We start from the raw sequence: 21,239 nt of genomic DNA on the forward strand, positions 1-21,239 counted from the left end.
TGATGTCAAATTTGACCCCTCTCCAAACCTCTCCCCGACACGGAGAGAGGCTTAATCAGCGAACTGAGCTTAGAGGATGTTTGAAAAGTCCTCTTGTCGGCATCAAAAATTTTAGATCCCCCTAAATCCCCCTTCAAAAGGGGGACTTTGATTCCGGTTCCCCCTTTTTTAAGGGGGGTTAGGGGGGATCTAAAGTACCTAAAGTCAGAGCGAAACACTTTTCAAACAACCTCTTAAACTTTCGCCGCAGCAGCATTTGGTAAACTCACTTTCAATCGCTTAAACATTGCTTCTCGTGCTTGTGCAGCGAGGCTATCATCAAAAGGTTTTAAGGTAATTTGTTGCTGATACTTTAGCCGCAGCGCTGTTTGAATTAACCAATCGGCGACAAAGGGATTTTTCGGTAATAAAGGGCCGTGAGAATAAGTAGCGATCGCATTCTGATAAAATGCTCCTTCTGTACCATCTTCACCATTATTTCCCAAACCGTATACCACGCGCCCCAAAGCTTCTACTTTTCCCAATTTGGTGCGTCCGCCGTGATTTTCAAAGCCTACCAAATATGGTGTAGTTCCAGTCATCTCTCGCAATTCTTGCGCTAGGCGTGAAGCTGTCACTTCAATTACCAAGTTTCCAATACAGCGCTTAGTATTTTCACCAGGATGCACGGAAACTAAATCAAGTATTCCTAAACCATCAATCCGTTGTCCCAAGCCTGGTTCATAATAATGTCCCAGTAATTGGGGTGAACCACAAGTAAATACTCCTGGTGTTCCATTTTCGATTTTTTCGCGCATTGCGTCGGCTTTTGCACCTTGCAAATCACGCATGACAATTTCTTGCTGACGATCTTGTGCGCCACCACCAACGATGACATCTACAGTTTTAATATCTGCGGCTGTGGCATTTTGATCTAGGGGTAACACTTTAACATCGTATCCGCGCCACTGGGCGCGACGTTCTATAGTAATTACATTACCGCGATCGCCATAAGTACTCATCAGCGTCGGGTACAACCAACCTATTGTTAATTCTAAATTTTGAGAACTCATAAATCTAGGGAATGGGGCATGGGGCATTGGGCATTGGGCATAGGAAAAACTCTTATCCAATGCCCAATTTAAAGGATTTTACGACCAGTTAAGACTTCTCGCACTTCTAGCATGGCTGAGTAAGTGGGCAAAATGTGCAGAGTTTCATTCTCTGGGGTATGCTCTAATGCAGTTGCGATCGCTTGTCGCAAATCTTCTTCGACAATTAAATTTATGCTACTCTCAAGAGACTTTTGGCTGTAACGTAGACGTAGTGCCATATCGTAGACGCGATCGCCACTCACTACTAAAGTCCCGCCGCGTTCGACTAATTTCTCGGTATCTACGTCCCAAATCCAGGATACATCAGTGCCATCGGGTGTGCGATCGTTCAAGACTAGCAGTGTGGTTTTATCTGTGCTTTGAGTTACTACGCGAATGGTTTCATTCGTTCCTACGGGATTCTTTGATAATAATATCCGCACTCGTTTACCGTTAATTACTAAATCTTCCGCACGACCAAAGGCAGCTTGGAAGGTATTAATAGTATCTCTGATTGTTACTTCATCAACTCCTAACTCAATAGCCGCAGTAGCAGCAGCTAAAGTATTATATTTGTTGTACAAACCAACCAGAATTTGTGACCATTCACTACTTTCTAGAGTCGGTTTACTTTTAGTGAAACCACACTTTGGACAAGTAAAATCTCCCAAATGAGATAAATAGACACCCTTGTAATCTAGAGAATGTCCACATTTGGGGCAATAGATAGAATCAACAGCGTGAGGAATTGCTTCTAAATAATGTTCTGGTTCATTTAAGCCAAAGAATAACACCCGTTGCGGTAACTGCTGACCGAGGTTAGATAAAGTTGGGTCATCAGCATTAGGAATTACCACCGTTTCTGTTGGTAGGGTGGAAATAACTTTTGTCCAACGTTTACTAATTGTATCTACTTCGCCGTACCTATCAAGCTGGTCGCGGAACAAGTTTAAACAGAGAATAATTCGCGGCTGGAGTGGCTTTAATACTCTTGGGACAATATTCTCATCCACTTCCAAAATGGCGTAATCAGTATTTAGCGTGCCTAGTAAGTTGGTGCTTTCTAACAGCGCCGTCATCAAGCCATTTTCCAGATTTGCACCTGTAGAATTATGAGTGACGCGAAAACCCTTGCGTTCTAGGATTGTGCATAAAAGCAGGGCTGTAGTGGTTTTGCCGTTAGTACCAGCAATTAAAATCACTCCATTTTTAACTTGCTGACTCAATAATTCTAAAAGTCGGGGTTCAATGCGACGAGCAATCGAGCCTGGTAATACACTAGCAGCACCCAGACGGAGCGATCGCACTATAAACGTCACACTTTTTGCCACTGACACCGCGAAACCCAATCGCAGCCTATCTATGAATTGAATTTTGTTTCCCACATCTGTACCCTAGTCTTCTGGCGTTGCTAATTGAAAGTATTTAATTGCAAATTTAATATGCGTGAGTTTAGCGAATCCTGACTGAAAAAGCCAGCCTCTTGATTTTGGGGCAGGGAGCAAGGGGACAGGGGGCAGGGGAGAGTTAAAATCTAGTTCATCCACCTCAGAACTCCGTTCATCCACCTCAGAACTCCGTTCATCCACCTCAGAACTCCATTCATCCATATCGGAACTCCGTTCATCCACCTCGGAACTCCGTTCATCCACCTCGGAACTCCGTTCATCCACCTCAGAACTCCGTTCATCCACCTCGGAACTCCGTTCATCCACCTCGGAACTCCGTTAATCCACCTCGGAACTCCGTTAATCCATATCAGAACTCCGTTCATCCACTTCAGAACTCCGTTCATCCATATCAGAACTCCGTTCAACTCCATCATCCACTTAAGAGAGATAATCTCAGTAGGCGTTATCTTAAAAAATAGTGCGTGGGCGTAATTACATATCCTGCCCAGTTTACCGAATTCAGCACAAACTCACGACAAGTAGTAGCTTGCAAGGTTCCTTTTGATGAATAGCACAAGATTTCTTTTTTTACCTAAACAAATTACTGGCTGGCGAAGGTGGTTGTCCAAATGCCTATTGTTGCTTGTAAGTCTTTTCATTATAAGTACGCAACCTGCATACGCTGGTCTCGATAATGATTTATATGATGGCAACATCTTCGTTGTTTATGCTGGCAACGGTTCATTAGTTCCTCCCAGACAGACACTCGCACAAACTTTAGCGGAACATAAACCGATATTTTTGGCTTTTTATTTGGATGACAGCAGTGATTCTAAAAGATATGCCATTTCTATCTCACGGGTACAAGAATTCTACGGTCGGGTAGCAGAAATTATGCCGATTAATGTAGATACTATCCCGTCTAAAGAAACCTACGACCCTACAGAACCAGGATATTACTATTCTGGGTCTGTTCCTCAAGTCGTAGTATTTAATAAAGCAGGTGAGGTAGTTTTGGATAAAAAAGGTCAAGTACCTTTTGAAGAAATAGATGATCAATTTCGCAAAATCTTTGATTTATTACCACGTACTGAAACAGCACAGCTAAAGCGACGAGCTTTTAATGAGTTCAGTAGTGAGTTAGCTAGATAAGTTATGGGGTAGACCAAATTGGTCTGCCCTAGTTTTTCGTGCTATCTGTTACTACATTTCTGCTGATGTCAAAGCATAATATTGAAATATCTGTGTTAACCATTTAGAAAAGTAATCTCTAGTCCCGTATTGAGTGTATTCTGATGTCAAAGGTTTACACCACCCAGGAGCTAATTCAAGTTTTGGCAGCCGAACGCCAAGCTTGCCTCAACGGAAAACGCCTAAAGTTAGAGATAACGGTCTCTGGCAATCCTGTAATTGACCAGTTTATCAGGACTGATGGGTTGCAACAATTCACAGCTTATCAAGATTTCAAAGCTGCAATTCACGACTATCAAAAAGAAAATCAAGTTTCAGGTATTATCTGGCGGGAGGTGACAGTTAAAGGTAAAAACTTGAGCTATCCCGAAGTAAATACTGATTTAATAGCTCTTGCTAGTGACTTAGAGATATTAAAAGCTGCTAAAAATTCCATTGTGGAATTTTGGTTTGAAGTCTCTATGGGGATGGATTTATATTTGAGTTTCAATAATAGTAAACAATACCAACAAATTCTCACATCTGATGTAGAAAGAATTGTTCAGAGAACAGAGTGGGCAAGTTTGTGCAAGTGGGAAAATTCTAGCTTTTTGGAAATGATTTTGCAGCTAGGATGGGGTAAACCAGAAGAAGCTTACTATAAACGAGGAAGACCGGGATCGGGTAGTGAATATATCCATGCAGTCAATCCTGGTAATCGCCCCATTGGGTAATTCGTAATTCGTAATTCGTAATTCGTAATTGTTACACCACGGGTAGATACGTTTGCTTTGAAAAAATGATGATTTTTTCGTTTGTTTTTAAGAAGATGTTTGAAAAGTTTTTCGCTGTGATTTTAGGAACTTTTAGATCCCCCCTAACCCTTCTTAAAAAGCAGGGAACCGGAATCAAAGTCTCCCTTTTTAAGGGAGATTTAGAGGGATCTAAAACTTTTGATACCGAGAAGAGGACTTTTCAAACATCCTCTAACCTTGGTTTTAATCAAATATGGTTCAATTAAGACGCGATAAATCGCCGTCTCTACAAGTGTATTGGATTTTAATCACGATGAATTACGAATTACGAATTATATTGTCGATCGCAGCCGCTAATTCAGCTGGATCTACGGGTTTAGGTAGGTGTTTTTGAAATCCTGCTGCCATTGCTTGGTTGTAGTTGATTTCTCCAGCATAAGCTGTCAGTGCGATCGCTGGAATTTGCCCGTTTTGCTCTGGCGGTAATTTTCTCACCTCGCGCAGCAGCATATAGCCATCCATTAAGGGCATTCCAATATCGCTTAAGAGGATATCTGGTTTTGATTGCATTAATATTTCCAGTGCTTCGGCTGCTGATTCAACTGCGGTTACAGTCGCGCCATATTGTTCTAGCGCAAAGCTAAAAAACTCTCGCACGTCAGCTTGATCGTCCACAAGCAGGATTTGCACTCCAGCCAGTAATGTGTCATCTGTACTTAGTTCTGTTTGAGAAGCCTCATCGCTGCTGAGTCGCAACTCAGAATTTTTCAGCAAAGGTAGTCTGACTGTAAAAGTAGCGCCTTGCCCTTCTCCTAGACTCTCTGCCTGAACTGTACCACCGTGAAGTTCTACTAAATGACGCACAATTGCCAGCCCTAATCCTAGTCCGCCAAATACTCTGGTTGTCTTAGCATCTGCTTGGCGGAAGTAATCAAAGACGTAGGGCAAAAATTCTGGGATGATTCCTTTACCTGTATCAATCACTTGAATTTGAGCATCTAAGCCAACTTGCTCTAGACGGACTTCTACTCGTCCTTCTGTGGGTGTGAATTTAACGGCATTGGAGAGGAGATTCCACATTACTTGTTGTAAGCGATCGCTATCGCCGAGGACTTTGCCGATATCATTACTTAAAATCGTTTGAATTTGAATCGACTTGGCTTCTGCTGCTAAACGTACCGTTTCTAATGCAGCTGCGATCGCTATTTTCAAATCCACTGCATAGAGATTTAACCTGACTTTACCTTGTAAAATCCGCGAAACATCAAGTAAATCTCCAATTAATTGAGTTTGTAACTTGGCATTCCGCTCGATTGTTTCCAATGCCCGAATTTTAGTAGCTTCATCGAAGTTGCGGGTTCTGAGTAACTTTGCCCACCCTAAAATCGGATTCAAGGGAGTTCGGAGTTCATGGGAAAGGACAGCAAGAAATTCATCTTTAATGCGGTTGGCTGTCTCAGCTTGGGACCTGGCGGTCTTTTCGGCTTCGTAAAGTTGAGCGCGAGCGATCGCTTGGGCACACTGCTGCCCTAGCGTCAACATAAATCCCCGGTCTTCTTCGTTAAATATTTGTCCAGTGGTAAAGCTTAATCCCAGTGCCCCAATTACTTTGCCTTCTGCTATCAAGGGAATGGAAGCCCAAGAATTATTCCCTATAACAGTCACAACATTTGCTAACTCAGGATATCTAGAAATCATGGCTGCTAAATTTTCTAAAAAAATCGGCTGCCCAGTTCTGACTGTTTCTGCTATTTGGTTAGGTGATGTGATGGGAAAAGTTGCCCAAGTATTTATGAGTGTTTGCGGATAGCCAATTGCTTGCACAACTTTTAGGGTAGTATCTCCCTCGGTAAGTAAGACAACGGAACCACCAGTAGCTTCCAAGGCAGCAATCCCTTGGTTCACCACGACATCGGCTACCTGTTGGGGAGTTAAGGCTTCCGAGAGGGCGGCGGTTATTCTTTGTAAAAGTATAGTGCGATTGACAGACCTTTCAGCGCCCTGTTTTGCCTGTTGAGTTTCTTGGTAAAGTCTGGCGTTATCGATGGCTGTCGCCGCCCGACGAGCAATATCCTCTGCTAAAGCCAAGTCTGTTTCTTTGTAGTACCTACCTGACTCGGCTGTGAAAAAAGAGATGGCTCCGAATAATTGCCCACGGGAACGAACTGGAATCACCATTAGAGAACAAATACCCAGACTTTGCAGTAATTGCAGATGTTCGTCGTCTTCAGCCATCTCTACCAGATGAGAGTCAGATAATTCGGGATAAAAGACAGATATACCAAGCCGTAGCTGCCGTACAAGCTGTTTGGCTCTAGTTTTGGGTCGATAACGCCGTCGGATTTGGTCTAAAGTATTTAGTTTTGTGGGATCGGCAATTGCGATCGCAATTTGTTTACTTGACCAATCTTCCTGGAAAACATCTACAATACACCAGTCAGCTAAGGTAGGAACTGCAAGATTAGCCACACTTTCTAAGGTGATTTCATAATCTAATGAGGCAGCGAGTAAGGTGCTGGCCTCGACTAAAAACTGTTGTGTCGTTTCAACTCGTTTGCGTTCGCTAATATCCTCAATAATGCCTAACGCATACTTTGGTTGTCCGTTGGTATCCCAAACTGCTGATGAAGTTAGGTTTACCCAAACTATAGAACCATCTTTGCGGATGTAGCGCTTTTCTAGGGAATAACCACTAATTTCTTTTGCTAAAACTCGCCCAGCATTTTCCAAGTCAACTGCTAAGTCGTCAGGATGGGTAATTTCCTCAAAAGTTATTTGCATTAACTCTTCAGGGCTGTACCCAGTAATTTCGCATACGGCAGGATTAACCTGAATAAATTTTCCATCCAACGCTACCAGGGTAATACCCACAGCTGCCTGGTTGAACATTGCCCGGAATCTTTCTTCGCTTTCTCGCAAAGCCACTTCTGTTTGCTTGGCTGCTGTCACATCTGCCAAAATAATCCCAATTCCTACCGTTTCGCCCATTGCGTTGTTGACTGGGTAATAGTTGCCTAGCCAGTAGCCGTAACGTCTGGATTGTTCCCTTGTCTCACCACTAATTTCTACATTCAGCAGTGGTTCTCCAGTATCCAAGACGCGCTGTAACTGTTGCTCAAGTTCAGTCGCCATTGCTGGCAATACTTCCCCAAATTTGCGTCCTAGATGTTCTTCTATAGTCAAACCATTAATGTCAGCGAAAACTTGATTAATTCGGATATATCGCAGTTCCCGATCCAAAAAGCATACGGCAACAGGAGCGGCTTCTAACAGCGCATCTAGAAGAGATAGAGATTCGGCGTAATGGACTAAAGCGTGCTGGATATCTTGATAAAGTCGGGCATTTTCTACTGCTAAGGCTGCACGGTGAGTAATCTCTGTTGCTAAAGTGAGGTCAGTGCGATCGTAGCGACGGTTTGATTGGGTGCTGACAAAGCTGATTGTGCCGAGTACTCGCCCTTGTGCGATTAAGGGCACAATCATCACAGACTTCATCCCCAATTGCCGAACAAGTTCTAAATGTTCAAGATTCTGAGTGCTTGCCACTAATAGTGAGTCAGATATTTCTGAGATTAATTCACTTTGCCCAGTTTGCAGTACTCTAGTAATTGCACTTGCACCCTTGTAATCTGTTGCATACTCCTGAAGTTTACGCGCCAACTCCGCCTTAGATGGGTCTGCATGGGCAATTGGTAGGCGGCGAATTGAACCATCTTCATTTAAAATGTCAACACTACACCAATCAGCTAGCTGGGGAACTGAAATTTTGGCAATTTGTTCTAAGGTTTCTTCATAATCTAGCGAAGTAGATAGGACACTACTAACTTGCGCGATATAGCGGAGTCTTTCTTCAGCCTGCTTGCGTTCTGTAGTATTCACAGCCGCACAAGTAATACCATGAATAATATTGTCTGTATCTTTCAGTGGTTCAACCAGCAAATCATAGTAACGATATTCTCCGCAAGTTGTCAGATAAACCTCTTCACGGGTTGAAATACCAGTCTCTATTACCTTCAGCTTAATTGCCTTCAATTGCTCTGCTACTGAAGCTGGAAATAATTCATCATCAGACTTACCTAACATTTCCTCAGCAGTATCTAAACCTTGAGGATTATGAATCCACTGATATCGCAAATCTCGATCTTGTTGAAAGACCACAATATCTGAACTGCTTAACGCTAATCGAAATCTCTCCTCACTAACTCTTAGCTGTTGGAGATTTCTATCAGCCCGTCTTTTAGCAGTCTTTAATGCCTCACATAAGATACTAAAGAGCAATCCTTGTAATGCAAACAACCCAATTCGCACAGAATTAGATAGGTCAAAACTCAGCTCATAAACTGGCGGGAGAAAGAAGTAATTGCTCAGTAATGCAGACAAGGAAGTTGCTAATAGCCCTGATTTAAAACCACCATACCAAGCACTCACCACTACAGCGCCAAAAAACAGCAAGAAAGGAGTTCCACTCATGCTTAACCAAGGGTCTAGCATCAACATTAACACTAGTGCGAGTGTGACAATTAATACAACAATTCCATAGCGCAGCAACTGGGAATAATGAATATGAGGCATGAAAATGTCTAAGAACAACCAATACTTATTGCAGAGGCTCTACATACCCTAAGCTAGTTTTCAAGTTTTAGTAATTTATCTCTAGATAGATTTTTTTCAGTTTTAAAAACCTCTTTTGCTAGAGGCTAATTATTAAGTTATATAGTATTGTCAGCGATAATTTATTATAAATTTTCTATATCCATAACATTAATTTGCCGATTGTGAATAGTCAATTATCAGAAATGCAGTAGCCTAATTTGCTTATAAAAATTATGGTATAAAATTTACCAATGGCTAGTTTTCCATTAGTCAGTCGCAATTATTCAGAGGATATAATGCAAAATTTTACTTGTCGTCAGAAGTGCTTCTACTGTCTGGTGGCTTAGAGGCTTAGAAAATAGATAGCCTTGACCAAATTCGCATCCCAGTTCCTGTAACCATTGAAGTTGCTGCGGTGTTTCGATACCTTCTGCAACAACGGCTAATCCGAGTTGATTGCTTAAAGCAATAATAGTACTAACTACCTGATAATTACGGTTTCCTTGCTGCATCTGACTTACAAAAGAGCGATCAATCTTTAAATTATCAGCAGGTAAACGATGGAGATAATTGAGCGACGAATAACCAGTACCAAAGTCATCAATGCTAATTTGAATTTTTCTAGACTTTAATTGGCTTAATAAATCAATTGTCTGACTAATATTCTCAATTAGCATACTTTCAGTAATTTCTAGGGTTATACAGTCGCCTTTTAAACCTGTTTGGGCTAGTATTTGATCCATGTATTCAATTAAGTTTCCTTGGCGAATGTCTTGAACAGAAAGGTTAATATTAACCTTGATTGGGAAGTGAGTAGCAAACTTTGCTTTCCAGTTTGCTAGGTGTTGACAAGCTTTGTAGAGCATCCAGCGATCAATTTGCACAATTAGCCCCGTTTCTTCCGCAATAGAGACAAATTCTTTCGGTAAGACTAACCCACGAGTTGGGTGTTGCCAGCGCAGCAATGCTTCAAATCCAATCAGTCGTCCTGCTTTGCTTTGCCCATCCCCAAGTATGTCAACAATTGGCTGGTAATATATAACAAACTCTTCTCGTTCGATAGCTTTGCGAATATCGGTTTCTATAGTTAGTCGATTTACGGCTTGAGTGTGCATTTTGACATCAAAAATTTTATACGAGTTTCTCCTTTGAGCTTTGGCTTGATACATGGCAATATCGGCATCTCGGAGTAAATCGGAGGCTTGAGAATATTCGTTTGTTCCTAAAACAATCCCGATGCTTGTACTGATAACTACTTCGGCATCATTAAGTATCAATGGTGTTTGAAAATCTATGAGCATACGCTCAGTAATTTGAATAGCTTTTTCAATATCAGAAATATCTTCTAGCAAAATTACGAATTCGTCACCACCAATTCGAGCAACTAAATCAACTTCCCGCAGATGAGTTTTTAGTTTGTGAGCAATATTCTTTAACAGTTGATCTCCAGCAAGGTGTCCGAGGCTGTCATTGATCACTTTAAATCGGTCTAGGTCGAGAAACAAGACGGCATAACGATAGGTTTCTAATCGTTTAGCTCTGTTAATGGCTAGTTCTAGCCGCTCTATCAAAAGTGTGCGATTTGGTAAATCCGTTAAGGGATCGTGTAAAGAGTTGTGGATAATTAACTCTTGTGCTTGTTTGCGATCGCGCAGCGCAGCTTGCTGTTCGCGAAGTGCAACTTGCCGTTCGCTCACATCTAATAAAACACCATACCAGACAATATCCCCATTTTCTCGACATTCTGGACGAGCGCTGGCCTGTACCCATTTGAGTTTGCCAGAAGGTGTAACTAATCGCCACTCGTAAGAAAAGGGTTTTAAAGTTTGAGCGCTCTCGTTGGCTGCTGCATAACATCCTGGATAATCATCGGGATGAATTTGTGCAAAGCAAAGAGAGGCATTTTCTAAAATTTGATCTGGCGTTAACTCTAAAAGATCCAGACAGCCAAAACTGATGTAATCAAAGGCAATAGAACCATCAGAATACTGAACAAAGCTGTAAATCATTCCGGGTATATTAGACGCTAATGTTTGTAACAGCTTTTGAGCTTGTTTGCGCTCCGCTCTCACCTGTGCATCCCGAAGTTCTCTACGCACTGCCTCTGGCAATCGATTTAAGTTGTCCTTCATGACATAATCATTCGCACCCGCTTTCATCATTTCCACAGCAAGTACTTCGCCAATTGTGCCGGAAACCAAAATAAAAGGAATATCTTTTTGGCTCTGCTTTGCGATTTCCAAAGCCGCAGGAGCATTGAATCCTGGCAGTCGGTAATCTGAAATCATCACATCCCAAGTCTGACTATTGAGTGCTATTTGTAGTTCCTTGTCCGTTTGCACACGCTGCCAGTTTGGATTGAAACCACCGCGACGCAATTCATGAATAACTAACATAGCATCCTCCTCTGAATCTTCAACAATCAGGATGTTCAACAGTTCATTCATACCCCACAATCTCCTTGGTAACTATTCAGTAAACTTGTATAATCAGGTTTGTGAGCCAAGTGATTTGGGATTTTATATTTTAGATTTATTCTCTGGCTCAAGGCGGTGGCTCTGAATAAAATTTTTTAGAACTTAGGATTTTAGCTTTGTTCTCATGTTTAAATTATTTACTTTAAAAAGTTCTTACATTTTGTAATCTAAATAATTTAATCCAAAATCAAAAATTTAAAATTACCTCATACCAAATTTGTCTTTGTGTCTAACAATTGTAGGCAGTTTACCCATGTTGGAAATTCCTGAATATAAAATTCGTATAAAAATTCATGAAAGTGCTAATTCACGAGTCTATCGGGGAATTAATCAACAGAATAATCTGCCTGTCATCTTCAAAGTTTTAAAAAAAGACTACCCGACACCAGAAGAAATAACACGCTATAAGCTCGAATATGAAATTACCCGTAGCTTGTCATTAGAAGGTGTTGTCCAGGCTTATAGTTTGCAGCAATACCAAAGGAGTTTTGTAATCATTTTGGAGGATTTTGGGGGCGAATCTTTAGCAAAAATCATAGCAAAAGCACAGTTTTCATTAACAGATTTCCTGAAAATAGCCATTCAGATTGTTGAAATTTTGGGTGCGATTCATACAGCAAATATCATTCATAAAGATATCAATCCATCTAATATTGTTTTTAATCCAAGAACACAACAACTTAAAATTATTGACTTTGGTATTTCAACTGTATTGTCACAGGAGATATTAACTCTCAGAAATCTACCGATATTAGAGGGAACACTAGCCTATATATCTCCAGAGCAAACAGGCAGAATGAACCGTTCTTTGGACTATAGAACTGATTTTTACTCTTTAGGTGTTACTTTTTATGAACTGTTGACCCATCGATTGCCGTTTGAATCCAGTGATGCGCTGGAGTTAATTCATTATCACCTAGCTTTAGAACCTGTCCCACCCCATTTTATCAATTCAGGAATTCCTGTGATAGTCTCAGGAATTGTACTGAAACTGTTAGCAAAAACAGCAGAAAATCGCTATCAAAGTGCCTGGGGAATTAAAAATGATTTAGAAAAGTGCCTGAAACAGCTACAACACACGGGAAGAATTGAGTCTTTTTTGCTAGGAAAAGAGGATATTTCTGATAAGTTTCATATCCCTGAAAAACTCTATGGCAGAGAAAGGGAGGTGGAAATGTTATTAGCGTCCTTTGAAAGAGTAGCAGGGAAAGATAACTCTGATTTACCCGCGTCTGCTTCTCATGTTGAAGTGATGTTGATAGCAGGATACTCTGGTATTGGTAAGTCAGTTTTAGTGCAGGAAATTTATCAGCCGATTACGCAACAACGGGGATACTTTGTTTCTGGTAAATTCGATCAGTATCAGCGCAATATCCCTTACTTTGCGATCGCTCAAGCCTTAGAGTCACTGATCAAACAATTACTGACTGAAGACGAAGTACAGTTGTCTCAATGGCGACAGAACCTTTTAGCGGCCCTCGGCTCAAACAGTCGAGTTATTACCCAGGTAATTCCAGCACTGGAATTGATTGTAGGCAATCAGCCAGAAGTACCTGTATTACCACCAACGGAAGCCCAAAATCGCTTTCATCAAGTTTTCCAAAATTTCATTCGCGTTTTTACGCAATCAGAACATCCCCTCACCATATTTTTAGACGATCTCCAGTGGGTAGATAATGCCTCGCTGAAGCTGATCCAACTACTAGCTACTGCTACCAAGGGGCAATCTTTGTTGTTGATGGGGGCATACCGAGATAACGAGGTTAATGCCGCTCATCCCCTCATTCAGATGGTGGAGGAAATTCGGCAGGGTGGAGGTGTGGTAAACCAACTTTCTCTTTTGCCATTGAGCCTAGATCATATCAATCAGTTCATCGCTGATACATTTCGCTGCCAACCAGAAGATTCCCTGTCTTTAGCTGAACTGGTGCAACGAAAAACTGGTGGTAATCCCTTTTTCATGAACGAATTTTTGAAATCTCTCTACACTGAAGGGCTACTGGAATTTAATCACCAAACCAAAAAATGGCAATGGTCGATCGAGCAAATTCAGCAGCAGGGAATTACAGATAATATTGTCGATTTGATGGCTCAAAAGATTCAAAAGCTCAATAAAAATACGCAGGAAGTGTTGCAGCTAGCTGCCTGCATTGGCAACTCTTTTAATCTAGAAACTCTGGCACTGACTGCGGAATTATCCCAGCGAGAAACTGCCCAGGCTTTAAGAATGGCGATCGCTCAAGGATTCATTCTACCCCTAAGCAATGCCCACAAATCGGTTGAGTTGGATGTACCACTTCCTAGCAATTGTCCTGCCATTGAATATAAATTTGCCCACGATCGCATTCAGCAAGCAGCCTATTCGCTGATTCCCGAAGCCGAGCAAAGCCAGATCCATTGGCAAGTCGGACAGTCCTTATTACAAATAACTCCAACAGAAAACTTAGAACACCAGATTTTTGATATTACCAACCAACTGAACCTGGGCAAAAAACTCCTCAAAACTCAATCCGAGCAGGATAACTTGTCTCGCTTAAACCTGATGGCGGGAGAAAAAGCCAAGGCATCAGCTGCTTATGATGCTGCATGGCGATATTTGCAAACTGCTTTGGATCTGCTGACAACCGATAGCTGGCAAACAAACTACGATTTTACCCTTACCCTGTATAGTGCAACAACAGAAGCAGCCTATCTGAGCGGTAATTTTGAGCAAGTAGAGCCACTGTTCCAACAGGTAATTAACCACGCCAAAACCCTACTAGCCAGCTTAAAAGTCTACGATGTCAAAATTCAAACTTATGTTGCTCAAAGTCAATTACTAGAGGCAATTCAAATTGGTTTACAGCTACTTCAGCAATTAGGAATTCACCTCCCCATCCAGCCAACCTTTGAGGATGTTCAGCAGGCACTTTCGGAAACTGCCTCCAAATTGGCGAATAGACGCATTGAAGATTTAGTTGACTTACAAATGATGTCTGAGCCAGAAATGCTGGCGGCAATGCAGCTTTTAACAAGTATGTGTGCATCAGCTTATTTGGCAGTCCCTCCCCTATTTTTGCTGGTTGTACTCAAGATGGTGGATTTGCTGATTGAGTACGGAAATATGATGTTAGCTCCCTTTGCTTATGCCGCTTATGGGATTATTCTTTGTGGAGTTGTATTGGACATTGAAGCAGGATATCAATTTGGTCAACTAGCAGTAAGTCTGCTCGATCGCCTAGATGCCAAACCCATTCAAGCCAGAAGTCTATTCGCGGTTAGCAACCAGATTAATGTTTGGAAAACACACCTAAAACACAGCCTGAAGCCACTCCAAGATTGCTATCAGGTTGGTATTGAGCAGGGCGATTTCGAGTTTGCTGGCTACGCTGCCATGTATTTCTGTGGTTATTCATTGGCAATCGGTCAACCTTTGGATGAACTCCAATTACATCTGACAAGTTATACCCAAGCAGTGAAACAAATCAAGCACTCGGCGGGAATTCATTTCGTCGAGATTTGCTCGCAAACTGTTTTGAACCTGGTTCAGAAGGTTCCAAATCCTGGGATGTTATCTGGTCAAGTTTATGATGAAGCAATCCACCTACCCCAGATGCAACAAACCCATTTTCACGCGGGTTTGTTCTATTTCTACCTCAATAAATTATTTCTCTGTTATTTATTTGACGATACAAATCAGGCAATTGGCAATGCTGTCATCGCTCAAGAGTACTTACCAGCAATGACTGGAGCGGCATTGGTTGCCATCTTTCACTTCTACGATTCCCTATGCAGACTGGCGGTATATTCCAACACAGATACAGCGAAACAATCCGAGTTGCTGGAGCAGGTAGCAGAAAATCAGGCAAAAATGAAAAATTGGGCGCACCATGCCCCGATGAACTATCTACACAAGTGGCATTTGGTAGAAGCAGAACGGCATCGGGTATTGGGTGAAGTCGTAGAAGCAATGGATGCCTACGATCGCGCCATCGCGCTTGCGAGAGAAAACGAATACCTCCAAGAAGAAAGCCTGGCCAACGAACTAGCAGCAAAATTTTATCTGGCAAACAACCGGATAGCGATCGCCAAAGTCTATCTGCAAGAGGCAAGATATGGCTACAGCCGTTGGGGAGCAATGGCTAAAGTCCAAGATTTGGAAAGACGTTATCCCCAACTGCTAGAGGTGCAAACTGAAAGAACTAACATCGGAAAAGTTGACATTACAGAATCGACTTCTAGAAAGTTAGAAGCACTTGATTTAGAAACAGTATTGAAAGCCTCCCAAGCGATCGCTAGTGAAATTTTGTTAGATAAACTCCTGGCAAAAATAATGACGATCTTGATTGAGAATGCCGGGGCACAAACCGGTTATCTGATTTTACCAACACAAGAAAAATGGCGGATTGAGGCAATGGGATCGATTGGCGATGAGAAAGTAGCTGTTTTGCAATCAATTCCTCTGGAATCGTTATCAGCAGACAGTACTCCTTGCTTGCCAACTGCCCTAATTAATTATGTAGTTCGCACCCAAGAAAGCATCGTCCTCAATAATGCGGCTCAAGTCGGTAACTTTCAATCTGAACCCTGGATTGTGCAACGCCAATCAAAATCGATTCTTTGTGCTACTTTATTAAACCAGGGAAAACTGACGGGAATTGTCCTTTTAGAAAACAATCTAACCACTAGCGCATTTACCCCAGAGCGAATTGAAATCTTCAGTTTACTTTCGACTCAGGCAGCTATTTCCATTGACAATGCCCGTTTATTAAAGCAACAGTCAGAACTGAATCAATCCTTACGGGCTGAAATTGCCGAACGCCAAAGAGCAGAAAAAGATCGCGATCGCTTAATTGCCATTCTCGAAGCATCCACCGATCATATTTGCATGGCCACCCCCCAAGGCAATGTTTTCTGGAATAATGCTCAAGCTAGGAAACTAGCAGGTATACCACTGGATGCAGACCTTTGCACATTCAGCAACTACCATCCCCAATGGGCATTAGAGATTATTCAAAACCAGGGCATTCCTCTGGCGATTCGAGATGGTACCTGGGTGGGTGAAACCGCTTTGTTGGATATTGATGGCAGAGAAATTCCGGTTTCCCAAATGATCATTGCTCATAAAGCAACAGATGGCAGTCTGGAATATTTATCTACCATTATCCGGGATATTAGTGAGGTAAAACGCCGGGAAGAGGATCTGAAAAGATCGGAAACAACGCTGCAAAATCTGGTTATGGGAACAGCTGCGGTTACAGGACAAGATTTTTTCGCAGCTTTGGTTGGTCATATAGCCACAGCCTTGCACGTCCGCTATGCTCTCGTTACTGAACTAGTAAATGGCGAACTTAAAGCCCTAGCTTTTTGGGCGCATGGGGCATTACAACCACAAATATCCTACTTTCCGGCCCGTACACCATGCGAATTTGCCTTGAGAAACGGCTTATTCTACTGCAAAAAGCTTGTTCAGCAAATTTTCCCAGAAGACTTAGACTTAGTGGCAATGCAGGCAGAGAGTTATCTGGGTATTTCCTTAAAAAATGCCAATGGCGACCCAATTGGTAATCTTTGTATTCTTGACGTACAACCACTGGTAGATACGGAACGAACAGAAGTAATTCTAAAGGTATTTGCCGCACGAGCAGCAGCAGAATTGGAGCGCCAGAGGGCAATTGAAGCCCTGCATCAACTGAACCAGTCTTTAGAAATCAGGGTCAAACAACGAACAGCCCAATTGGAAGCTGCAAACAAAGCATTAGAGGCGTTTTCCTACTCTGTTTCTCATGATTTACGGGCACCACTGCGGGCGATCGTTGGTTTTTCGAGAATTATGCAAGAAGATTATGGTGAGCAACTTGATGCGGAAGGCAATCGTTATCTGAAAATTGTCCGAGACAATGCCAAACGCATGGGTGAGTTGATCGACGACCTATTGAACCTATCCCGCCTAGATCGTAAGGAAATGTCCCGGCAGCCTGTTTTTATGAATGAGATTATTCAAGAGGTGCTGAGTGATTTAGCCCCAGATTTTGAAGGTCGTCAAATTGAGTTTGCGATCGCTGATTTACCTATCTGTCAAGCCGATCTTTCCTTGTTTAAACAAGTTTGGCTAAATCTATTGTCAAATGCCATCAAATATACTTGCTACAAATCTACTGCTTGCATTGAAATAGGCTATGAGATTATGGCTGGTGAAAGAGTGTATTTCATCAGAGATGATGGGGCAGGATTTGATATGCGGTATGCAGATAATTTGTTTGGGGTATTCCAAAGGCTGCACCGCGAACAAGAATTTACAGGCACGGGGATCGGACTAGCGATCGTGCAACGCATTATTCAACGCCACGGCGGGCGGATTTGGGCCGAAGCAGCGATCGATCGAGGTGCGACGTTTTATTTCACCCTTCAAGGGGAAATTAACCCATGAGTGACCAACCCATAGATCAGTCTCCATATTTTGAGCAAGCACTTTCCATTGTATTAGTTGAAGATAATGCCACCGATGCTGAGTTAACTATCCGAGCATTACGTCGCGGTAGAATTGGCAACAATATTCAACTGCTTGAAGATGGAGCCGAAGCGCTAGATTTTTTCTTTTGTCGAGGAGAGTACGCGCACCGTAGCATGACGAATCAACCCAAAGTCATTTTGTTGGATTTGAAACTGCCAAGGATAAGTGGGTTAGAAGTTTTACGGCAACTCAAATCCGATCCACGCACACAAATGATTCCGGTTGTGGTGCTGACCTCTTCTGCTGAAGACCAGGATATGATCGAGAGTTACCAGCTTGGGGTGAATAGCTACATCGTCAAACCTGTGGATTTTGAACAATTTAACCAAGCAGTCCAACAACTTGGTTTTTATTGGATCTTGTTTAACCGATTGCCAGTTTTGTAAAAGGATTTGTCATTTGTCATTTGTCCTTAGTCATTAGTCATTAGTTATTAGTTATTTCTTATTCTCCAATTCCCAATTCAAATAACATCCTTCAGCACTGCTACCAATTTTTCAATATGTGCTACTTCATGAGTAGCCATCACAGATATTCTGATTCGACTTGTGGGCACTGTAGGAGGACGAATTGCTGGGGCAAAAATGCCAGCATCTCTTAGCTGTTTTCCAGCTTTGAGGGCATCTGTAGCATTAGGCAATTGAAAGCATAATATGGGTGATTCAGAAGGCAGCAATTTTAAGTTAGGCAACTGTTGCAGCAAAGTTTTCAAGTAATGTATATTCCCCCACAATTGGGCAAGGTGTTGCGGTTCTTGTTGCACTATCTTGATTGCTGCTAAGGCTGCTGCTGTATCAGCAGGTGAAAGCCCAGTGGTATAAATCCAACTGGGTGCGCGGTTCCGCAAAAAGTCAATTAAGGCGCTACTTCCTGCCACATAACCGCCTAAACTACCCAAAGCTTTACTCAAAGTCCCAATTTGAATTAATTGCTTTCCTGTACACCCAAAATGCTCGACACACCCAGCGCCAGTTTTTCCTAGTACGCCGGTAGCATGAGCTTCATCGACTAGCAGCATACAGCTAAATTCATCAGCCAGATCGAACAGCGCGGGCAACGGACATAAATCGCCGTCCATGCTGAAGACAGTATCAGTAAGAATCAAACAGCGTCGGTAATTTTGTCGTTGTTGACTCAACTGAGTTTTTAGGACTTCAAGATCACAGTGCGGATATTCCACAACTGCTGCACCGCTCAGAATCGCTCCATTTTTCAAACTGGAATGATTGTACTGGTCAGATAAAATTAAATCACGCTTGCCCACAAGGGCGGTAATTGCACCCAAATTAGCTAGATACCCTGAACTAAATACCAAGGCATCTTCTGTTTGTTTGGTAGATGCGATCGCCTTTTCTAACTCCCCATGCAATTCTCGATGCCCACTGAGTAATCTAGAACCAGTACTACCAGTGCCAAATTCTGCGATCGCAGCAGTTGCGGCTGCCATCAACCGCTCATCCCCAGCCAATCCCAAATAGTCATTGCTGGCAAAATTAATTACCTCTTGCCCAGCTAAAACCACCGTTGCACCCGGACGACCGTTGATAGGTTGTACCGAACGATACCAGTCCGCCCGATGAATTGTTGCTAAGGACTGTTCTAGCCAGGCATAAGGGTCGGTCATTGGAGCAGGGGGGGAGGGGAGCAGGGGAGGCAGGGGGAGAATAAGAAATAACTAATAACTAATGACAAAGGACCAATGACCAATGACCAATGACAAAGGACAAATGACAATTAAACTTGTTCGCTACTGAGATGAGCGATCGCTTGTTTAATCCAATCTTCGACGTAGGCATCTTTGGGTAGGCCGATGTCTTCGCTGACTACATGCAGGGCGTGACTGACTTCATGAGCAGTATATCCCAAGGCGAAGAGGGTCATTTGCACCTCTTCGAGAATTCCTGGTGCTGGCCCGCCTGTGGCGACGAAGAACCCGGCTGATTTGCGCCACTCGACTAATTTGCTTTTCAGTTCCAAACAGATGCGCTCTGCGATTTTTTTGCCGACACCGGGAGCCTGAATTAAGATTTGTGTATTGCCAGCGATAATTGCTTGGACTAAATCTGGTAGTTCCAGAGTGTCCAGGAGTGCGATCGCTAAGGCTGCACCAATTCCTGTGACAGTCAGCAAGTGGCGAAATAAATCGCGTTCAGCTGGGGAAGCAAAGCCATATAAGTAGGGCACTTCTTCCCGAATTTGGAAATGGGTAAAAATTTGCGCCACGCCTCCCGATTCTGGTAACTGGTTTGCTAGCCGTTGGGGAACTTGCAAATCGTACCCCAAGCCATTGACTTCCAGAGTCAGAATCACGCGATTAGCGCCAATTGTTTGGATACCAGCGACTATACCTTTTAGATAACTAATCATTACAAGAGACCAAAATAATTTAAGCCTTCAATAATTCCACCTGCACAAAAACCTTTTGCTAGGTAGCGGTGCATGGCGGGATACTCGTTATGCCATTGGAGTAACTCTTTTCGGGCATTCCCGACGATGATTCCCCGTTCGTTGCCTACAGCAAATAAAGCAATATCATTACCCGAATCACCACAGACAACTGTTTGTTCTGCTGCAAATTTCCACTTCTGGCGTAAAAACTGCATTGCCTGACCTTTATCGCTGCTATGGGGTACAATGTCAAGGTCAATACCGCTACTGTAGATTAACTTTACATTTAATTTCGATTTCTGCAACTCTGCTTCAAGTTGTGGTAGAACATTTGCAGATGCTTCTTGTTCTAAAAAAAAGCTCACTTTGAAAGGACGCTGTTCTGAATCTGGTTGCCGAAGTAACTCACGGTATTTATGGGTAATAGATAATACAGTTTCCCGTTCCCATCCCGGAGACAGTGTTTCTGACCAATCTGAGTCTGGAGTATCAGTACCATTGAGATAAATTTCCGTCCCTACAGAAAGGACAAGGGCATCTGGTTGCAAAAGATTTTTTTGAGCTTGGAGTTGTTTGTAAAGTAAGGGCGATCGCCCGGTAGAATAAACAATTTTAGTGCCGTATTCTTGGCGATGTTGACTCAGGAGTTGATTTAGTTCTGGTAAAGCACTGTCATCGCCAACGGTGCGATATACGAGGGTGTCATCTAGATCGCTTACAAAAAGAAATGGTTTCATGATTAAAACTCTTGCAAAATTTCGTTATTTTACCGCGTGAAGAGAATTTTGCAAGAAGTTTGTTTGCTAAAAACTAAATATATCAGACATTCGATTTGAGGTTAAGGATAGTTGTAATTCTTATCAAGAAAGGGTTATAGGCATTTTCAATCAAAAAGCCCC

The 21,239-nt window shown here is 42.4% G+C and carries 12 protein-coding genes; 4 read left to right on the forward strand and 8 right to left on the reverse strand.

Annotation, left to right across the window (positions count from 1 at the left end; translation table 11 throughout):
- Positions 1-233: 233 nt before the first annotated feature.
- From FD724_RS27160 to FD724_RS27170, 3 genes are all read right to left on the reverse strand, one after another.
- A complete protein-coding gene (locus FD724_RS27160) occupies positions 234-1,052 on the reverse strand; it encodes a type 1 glutamine amidotransferase (protein WP_179074747.1) in 819 nt (272 codons plus the stop codon).
- 68 nt (positions 1,053-1,120) lie between these two features.
- Positions 1,121-2,458 (reverse strand): Mur ligase family protein, encoded by a 1,338-nt coding sequence (locus tag FD724_RS27165; RefSeq protein ID WP_179074748.1) that lies wholly within the window; start codon positions 2,456-2,458, stop codon positions 1,121-1,123.
- Positions 2,459-2,467: 9 nt separating this feature from the next.
- Positions 2,468-2,788 carry a hypothetical protein gene (locus FD724_RS27170; RefSeq protein ID WP_179074749.1) on the reverse strand — a complete coding sequence of 107 codons (321 nt, stop codon included), beginning with the start codon at positions 2,786-2,788 and terminating at the stop codon, positions 2,468-2,470.
- 240 nt (positions 2,789-3,028) lie between these two features.
- On the opposite strand from FD724_RS27170, the gene FD724_RS27175 reads away from it, so the two are divergent.
- Both FD724_RS27175 and FD724_RS27180 read left to right on the forward strand, forming a co-directional pair.
- Positions 3,029-3,616 carry a thylakoid membrane photosystem I accumulation factor gene (locus FD724_RS27175; RefSeq protein WP_179074750.1) on the forward strand — a complete coding sequence of 196 codons (588 nt, stop codon included), beginning with the start codon at positions 3,029-3,031 and terminating at the stop codon, positions 3,614-3,616.
- A gap of 143 nt (positions 3,617-3,759) precedes the next feature.
- On the forward strand, positions 3,760-4,368 hold the full coding sequence (locus FD724_RS27180) for a hypothetical protein (protein WP_179074751.1): 609 nt from the start codon (positions 3,760-3,762) through the stop codon (positions 4,366-4,368).
- Between the two features lie 339 nt (positions 4,369-4,707).
- Here the strand turns inward: FD724_RS27180 and FD724_RS27185 are convergent, their stop codons facing one another.
- Both FD724_RS27185 and FD724_RS27190 read right to left on the reverse strand, forming a co-directional pair.
- On the reverse strand, positions 4,708-8,961 hold the full coding sequence (locus tag FD724_RS27185) for a PAS domain S-box protein (RefSeq protein ID WP_179074752.1): 4,254 nt from the start codon (positions 8,959-8,961) through the stop codon (positions 4,708-4,710).
- 305 nt (positions 8,962-9,266) lie between these two features.
- On the reverse strand, positions 9,267-11,429 hold the full coding sequence (locus tag FD724_RS27190; protein WP_179074753.1) for an EAL domain-containing protein: 2,163 nt from the start codon (positions 11,427-11,429) through the stop codon (positions 9,267-9,269).
- 283 nt (positions 11,430-11,712) lie between these two features.
- Between FD724_RS27190 and FD724_RS27195 the strand changes: the two genes are divergently transcribed.
- The gene (locus FD724_RS27195) at positions 11,713-17,868 is read left to right on the forward strand and encodes an AAA family ATPase (protein WP_179074754.1); all 6,156 of its coding nucleotides are present in this window, start codon (positions 11,713-11,715) and stop codon (positions 17,866-17,868) included.
- Positions 17,865-18,338 carry a response regulator gene (locus FD724_RS27200; RefSeq protein WP_179074755.1) on the forward strand — a complete coding sequence of 158 codons (474 nt, stop codon included), beginning with the start codon at positions 17,865-17,867 and terminating at the stop codon, positions 18,336-18,338. Before FD724_RS27195 ends, FD724_RS27200 begins: the two co-directional genes overlap by 4 nt.
- Before the next feature lie 77 nt (positions 18,339-18,415).
- On the opposite strand, the gene bioF is transcribed toward FD724_RS27200, so the two are convergent.
- The 3 genes from bioF to FD724_RS27215 all read right to left on the reverse strand — a co-directional run bounded on the left by bioF (position 18,416) and on the right by FD724_RS27215 (position 21,077).
- Complete coding sequence (gene bioF / locus FD724_RS27205) at positions 18,416-19,576, reverse strand: 8-amino-7-oxononanoate synthase (RefSeq protein WP_179074756.1); 1,161 nt, start codon at positions 19,574-19,576, stop codon at positions 18,416-18,418.
- 110 nt (positions 19,577-19,686) lie between these two features.
- Positions 19,687-20,319: a Holliday junction branch migration protein RuvA gene (ruvA, locus tag FD724_RS27210; protein ID WP_041565497.1), complete on the reverse strand. Its 633-nt coding sequence runs from the start codon at positions 20,317-20,319 to the stop codon at positions 19,687-19,689.
- Positions 20,319-21,077 carry a sucrose-phosphate phosphatase gene (locus tag FD724_RS27215; protein WP_179074757.1) on the reverse strand — a complete coding sequence of 253 codons (759 nt, stop codon included), beginning with the start codon at positions 21,075-21,077 and terminating at the stop codon, positions 20,319-20,321. The genes ruvA and FD724_RS27215 overlap by 1 nt, the downstream gene beginning before the upstream one ends.
- Positions 21,078-21,239: the final 162 nt, after the last annotated feature.

This window comes from Nostoc sp. C057, assembly GCF_013393925.1.
GTDB classification, from domain to species: Bacteria; Cyanobacteriota; Cyanobacteriia; order Cyanobacteriales; family Nostocaceae; genus Nostoc; species Nostoc muscorum_A.

What these genes read in the sequence shown, in the direction of transcription:
- FD724_RS27190 (WP_179074753.1), bottom strand. Translation starts at nt 11,429, where the DNA reads ATGAATGAACTGTTGAACATCCTGATTGTTGAAGATTCAGAGGAGGAT.
- FD724_RS27215 (WP_179074757.1), bottom strand. Translation starts at nt 21,077, where the DNA reads ATGAAACCATTTCTTTTTGTAAGCGATCTAGATGACACCCTCGTATAT.
- FD724_RS27160 (WP_179074747.1), bottom strand. Translation starts at nt 1,052, where the DNA reads ATGAGTTCTCAAAATTTAGAATTAACAATAGGTTGGTTGTACCCGACG.
- FD724_RS27175 (WP_179074750.1), top strand. Translation starts at nt 3,029, where the DNA reads ATGAATAGCACAAGATTTCTTTTTTTACCTAAACAAATTACTGGCTGG.
- FD724_RS27185 (WP_179074752.1), bottom strand. Translation starts at nt 8,961, where the DNA reads ATGCCTCATATTCATTATTCCCAGTTGCTGCGCTATGGAATTGTTGTA.
- FD724_RS27195 (WP_179074754.1), top strand. Translation starts at nt 11,713, where the DNA reads ATGTTGGAAATTCCTGAATATAAAATTCGTATAAAAATTCATGAAAGT.
- bioF (WP_179074756.1), bottom strand. Translation starts at nt 19,576, where the DNA reads ATGACCGACCCTTATGCCTGGCTAGAACAGTCCTTAGCAACAATTCAT.
- ruvA (WP_041565497.1), bottom strand. Translation starts at nt 20,319, where the DNA reads ATGATTAGTTATCTAAAAGGTATAGTCGCTGGTATCCAAACAATTGGC.
- FD724_RS27180 (WP_179074751.1), top strand. Translation starts at nt 3,760, where the DNA reads ATGTCAAAGGTTTACACCACCCAGGAGCTAATTCAAGTTTTGGCAGCC.
- FD724_RS27200 (WP_179074755.1), top strand. Translation starts at nt 17,865, where the DNA reads ATGAGTGACCAACCCATAGATCAGTCTCCATATTTTGAGCAAGCACTT.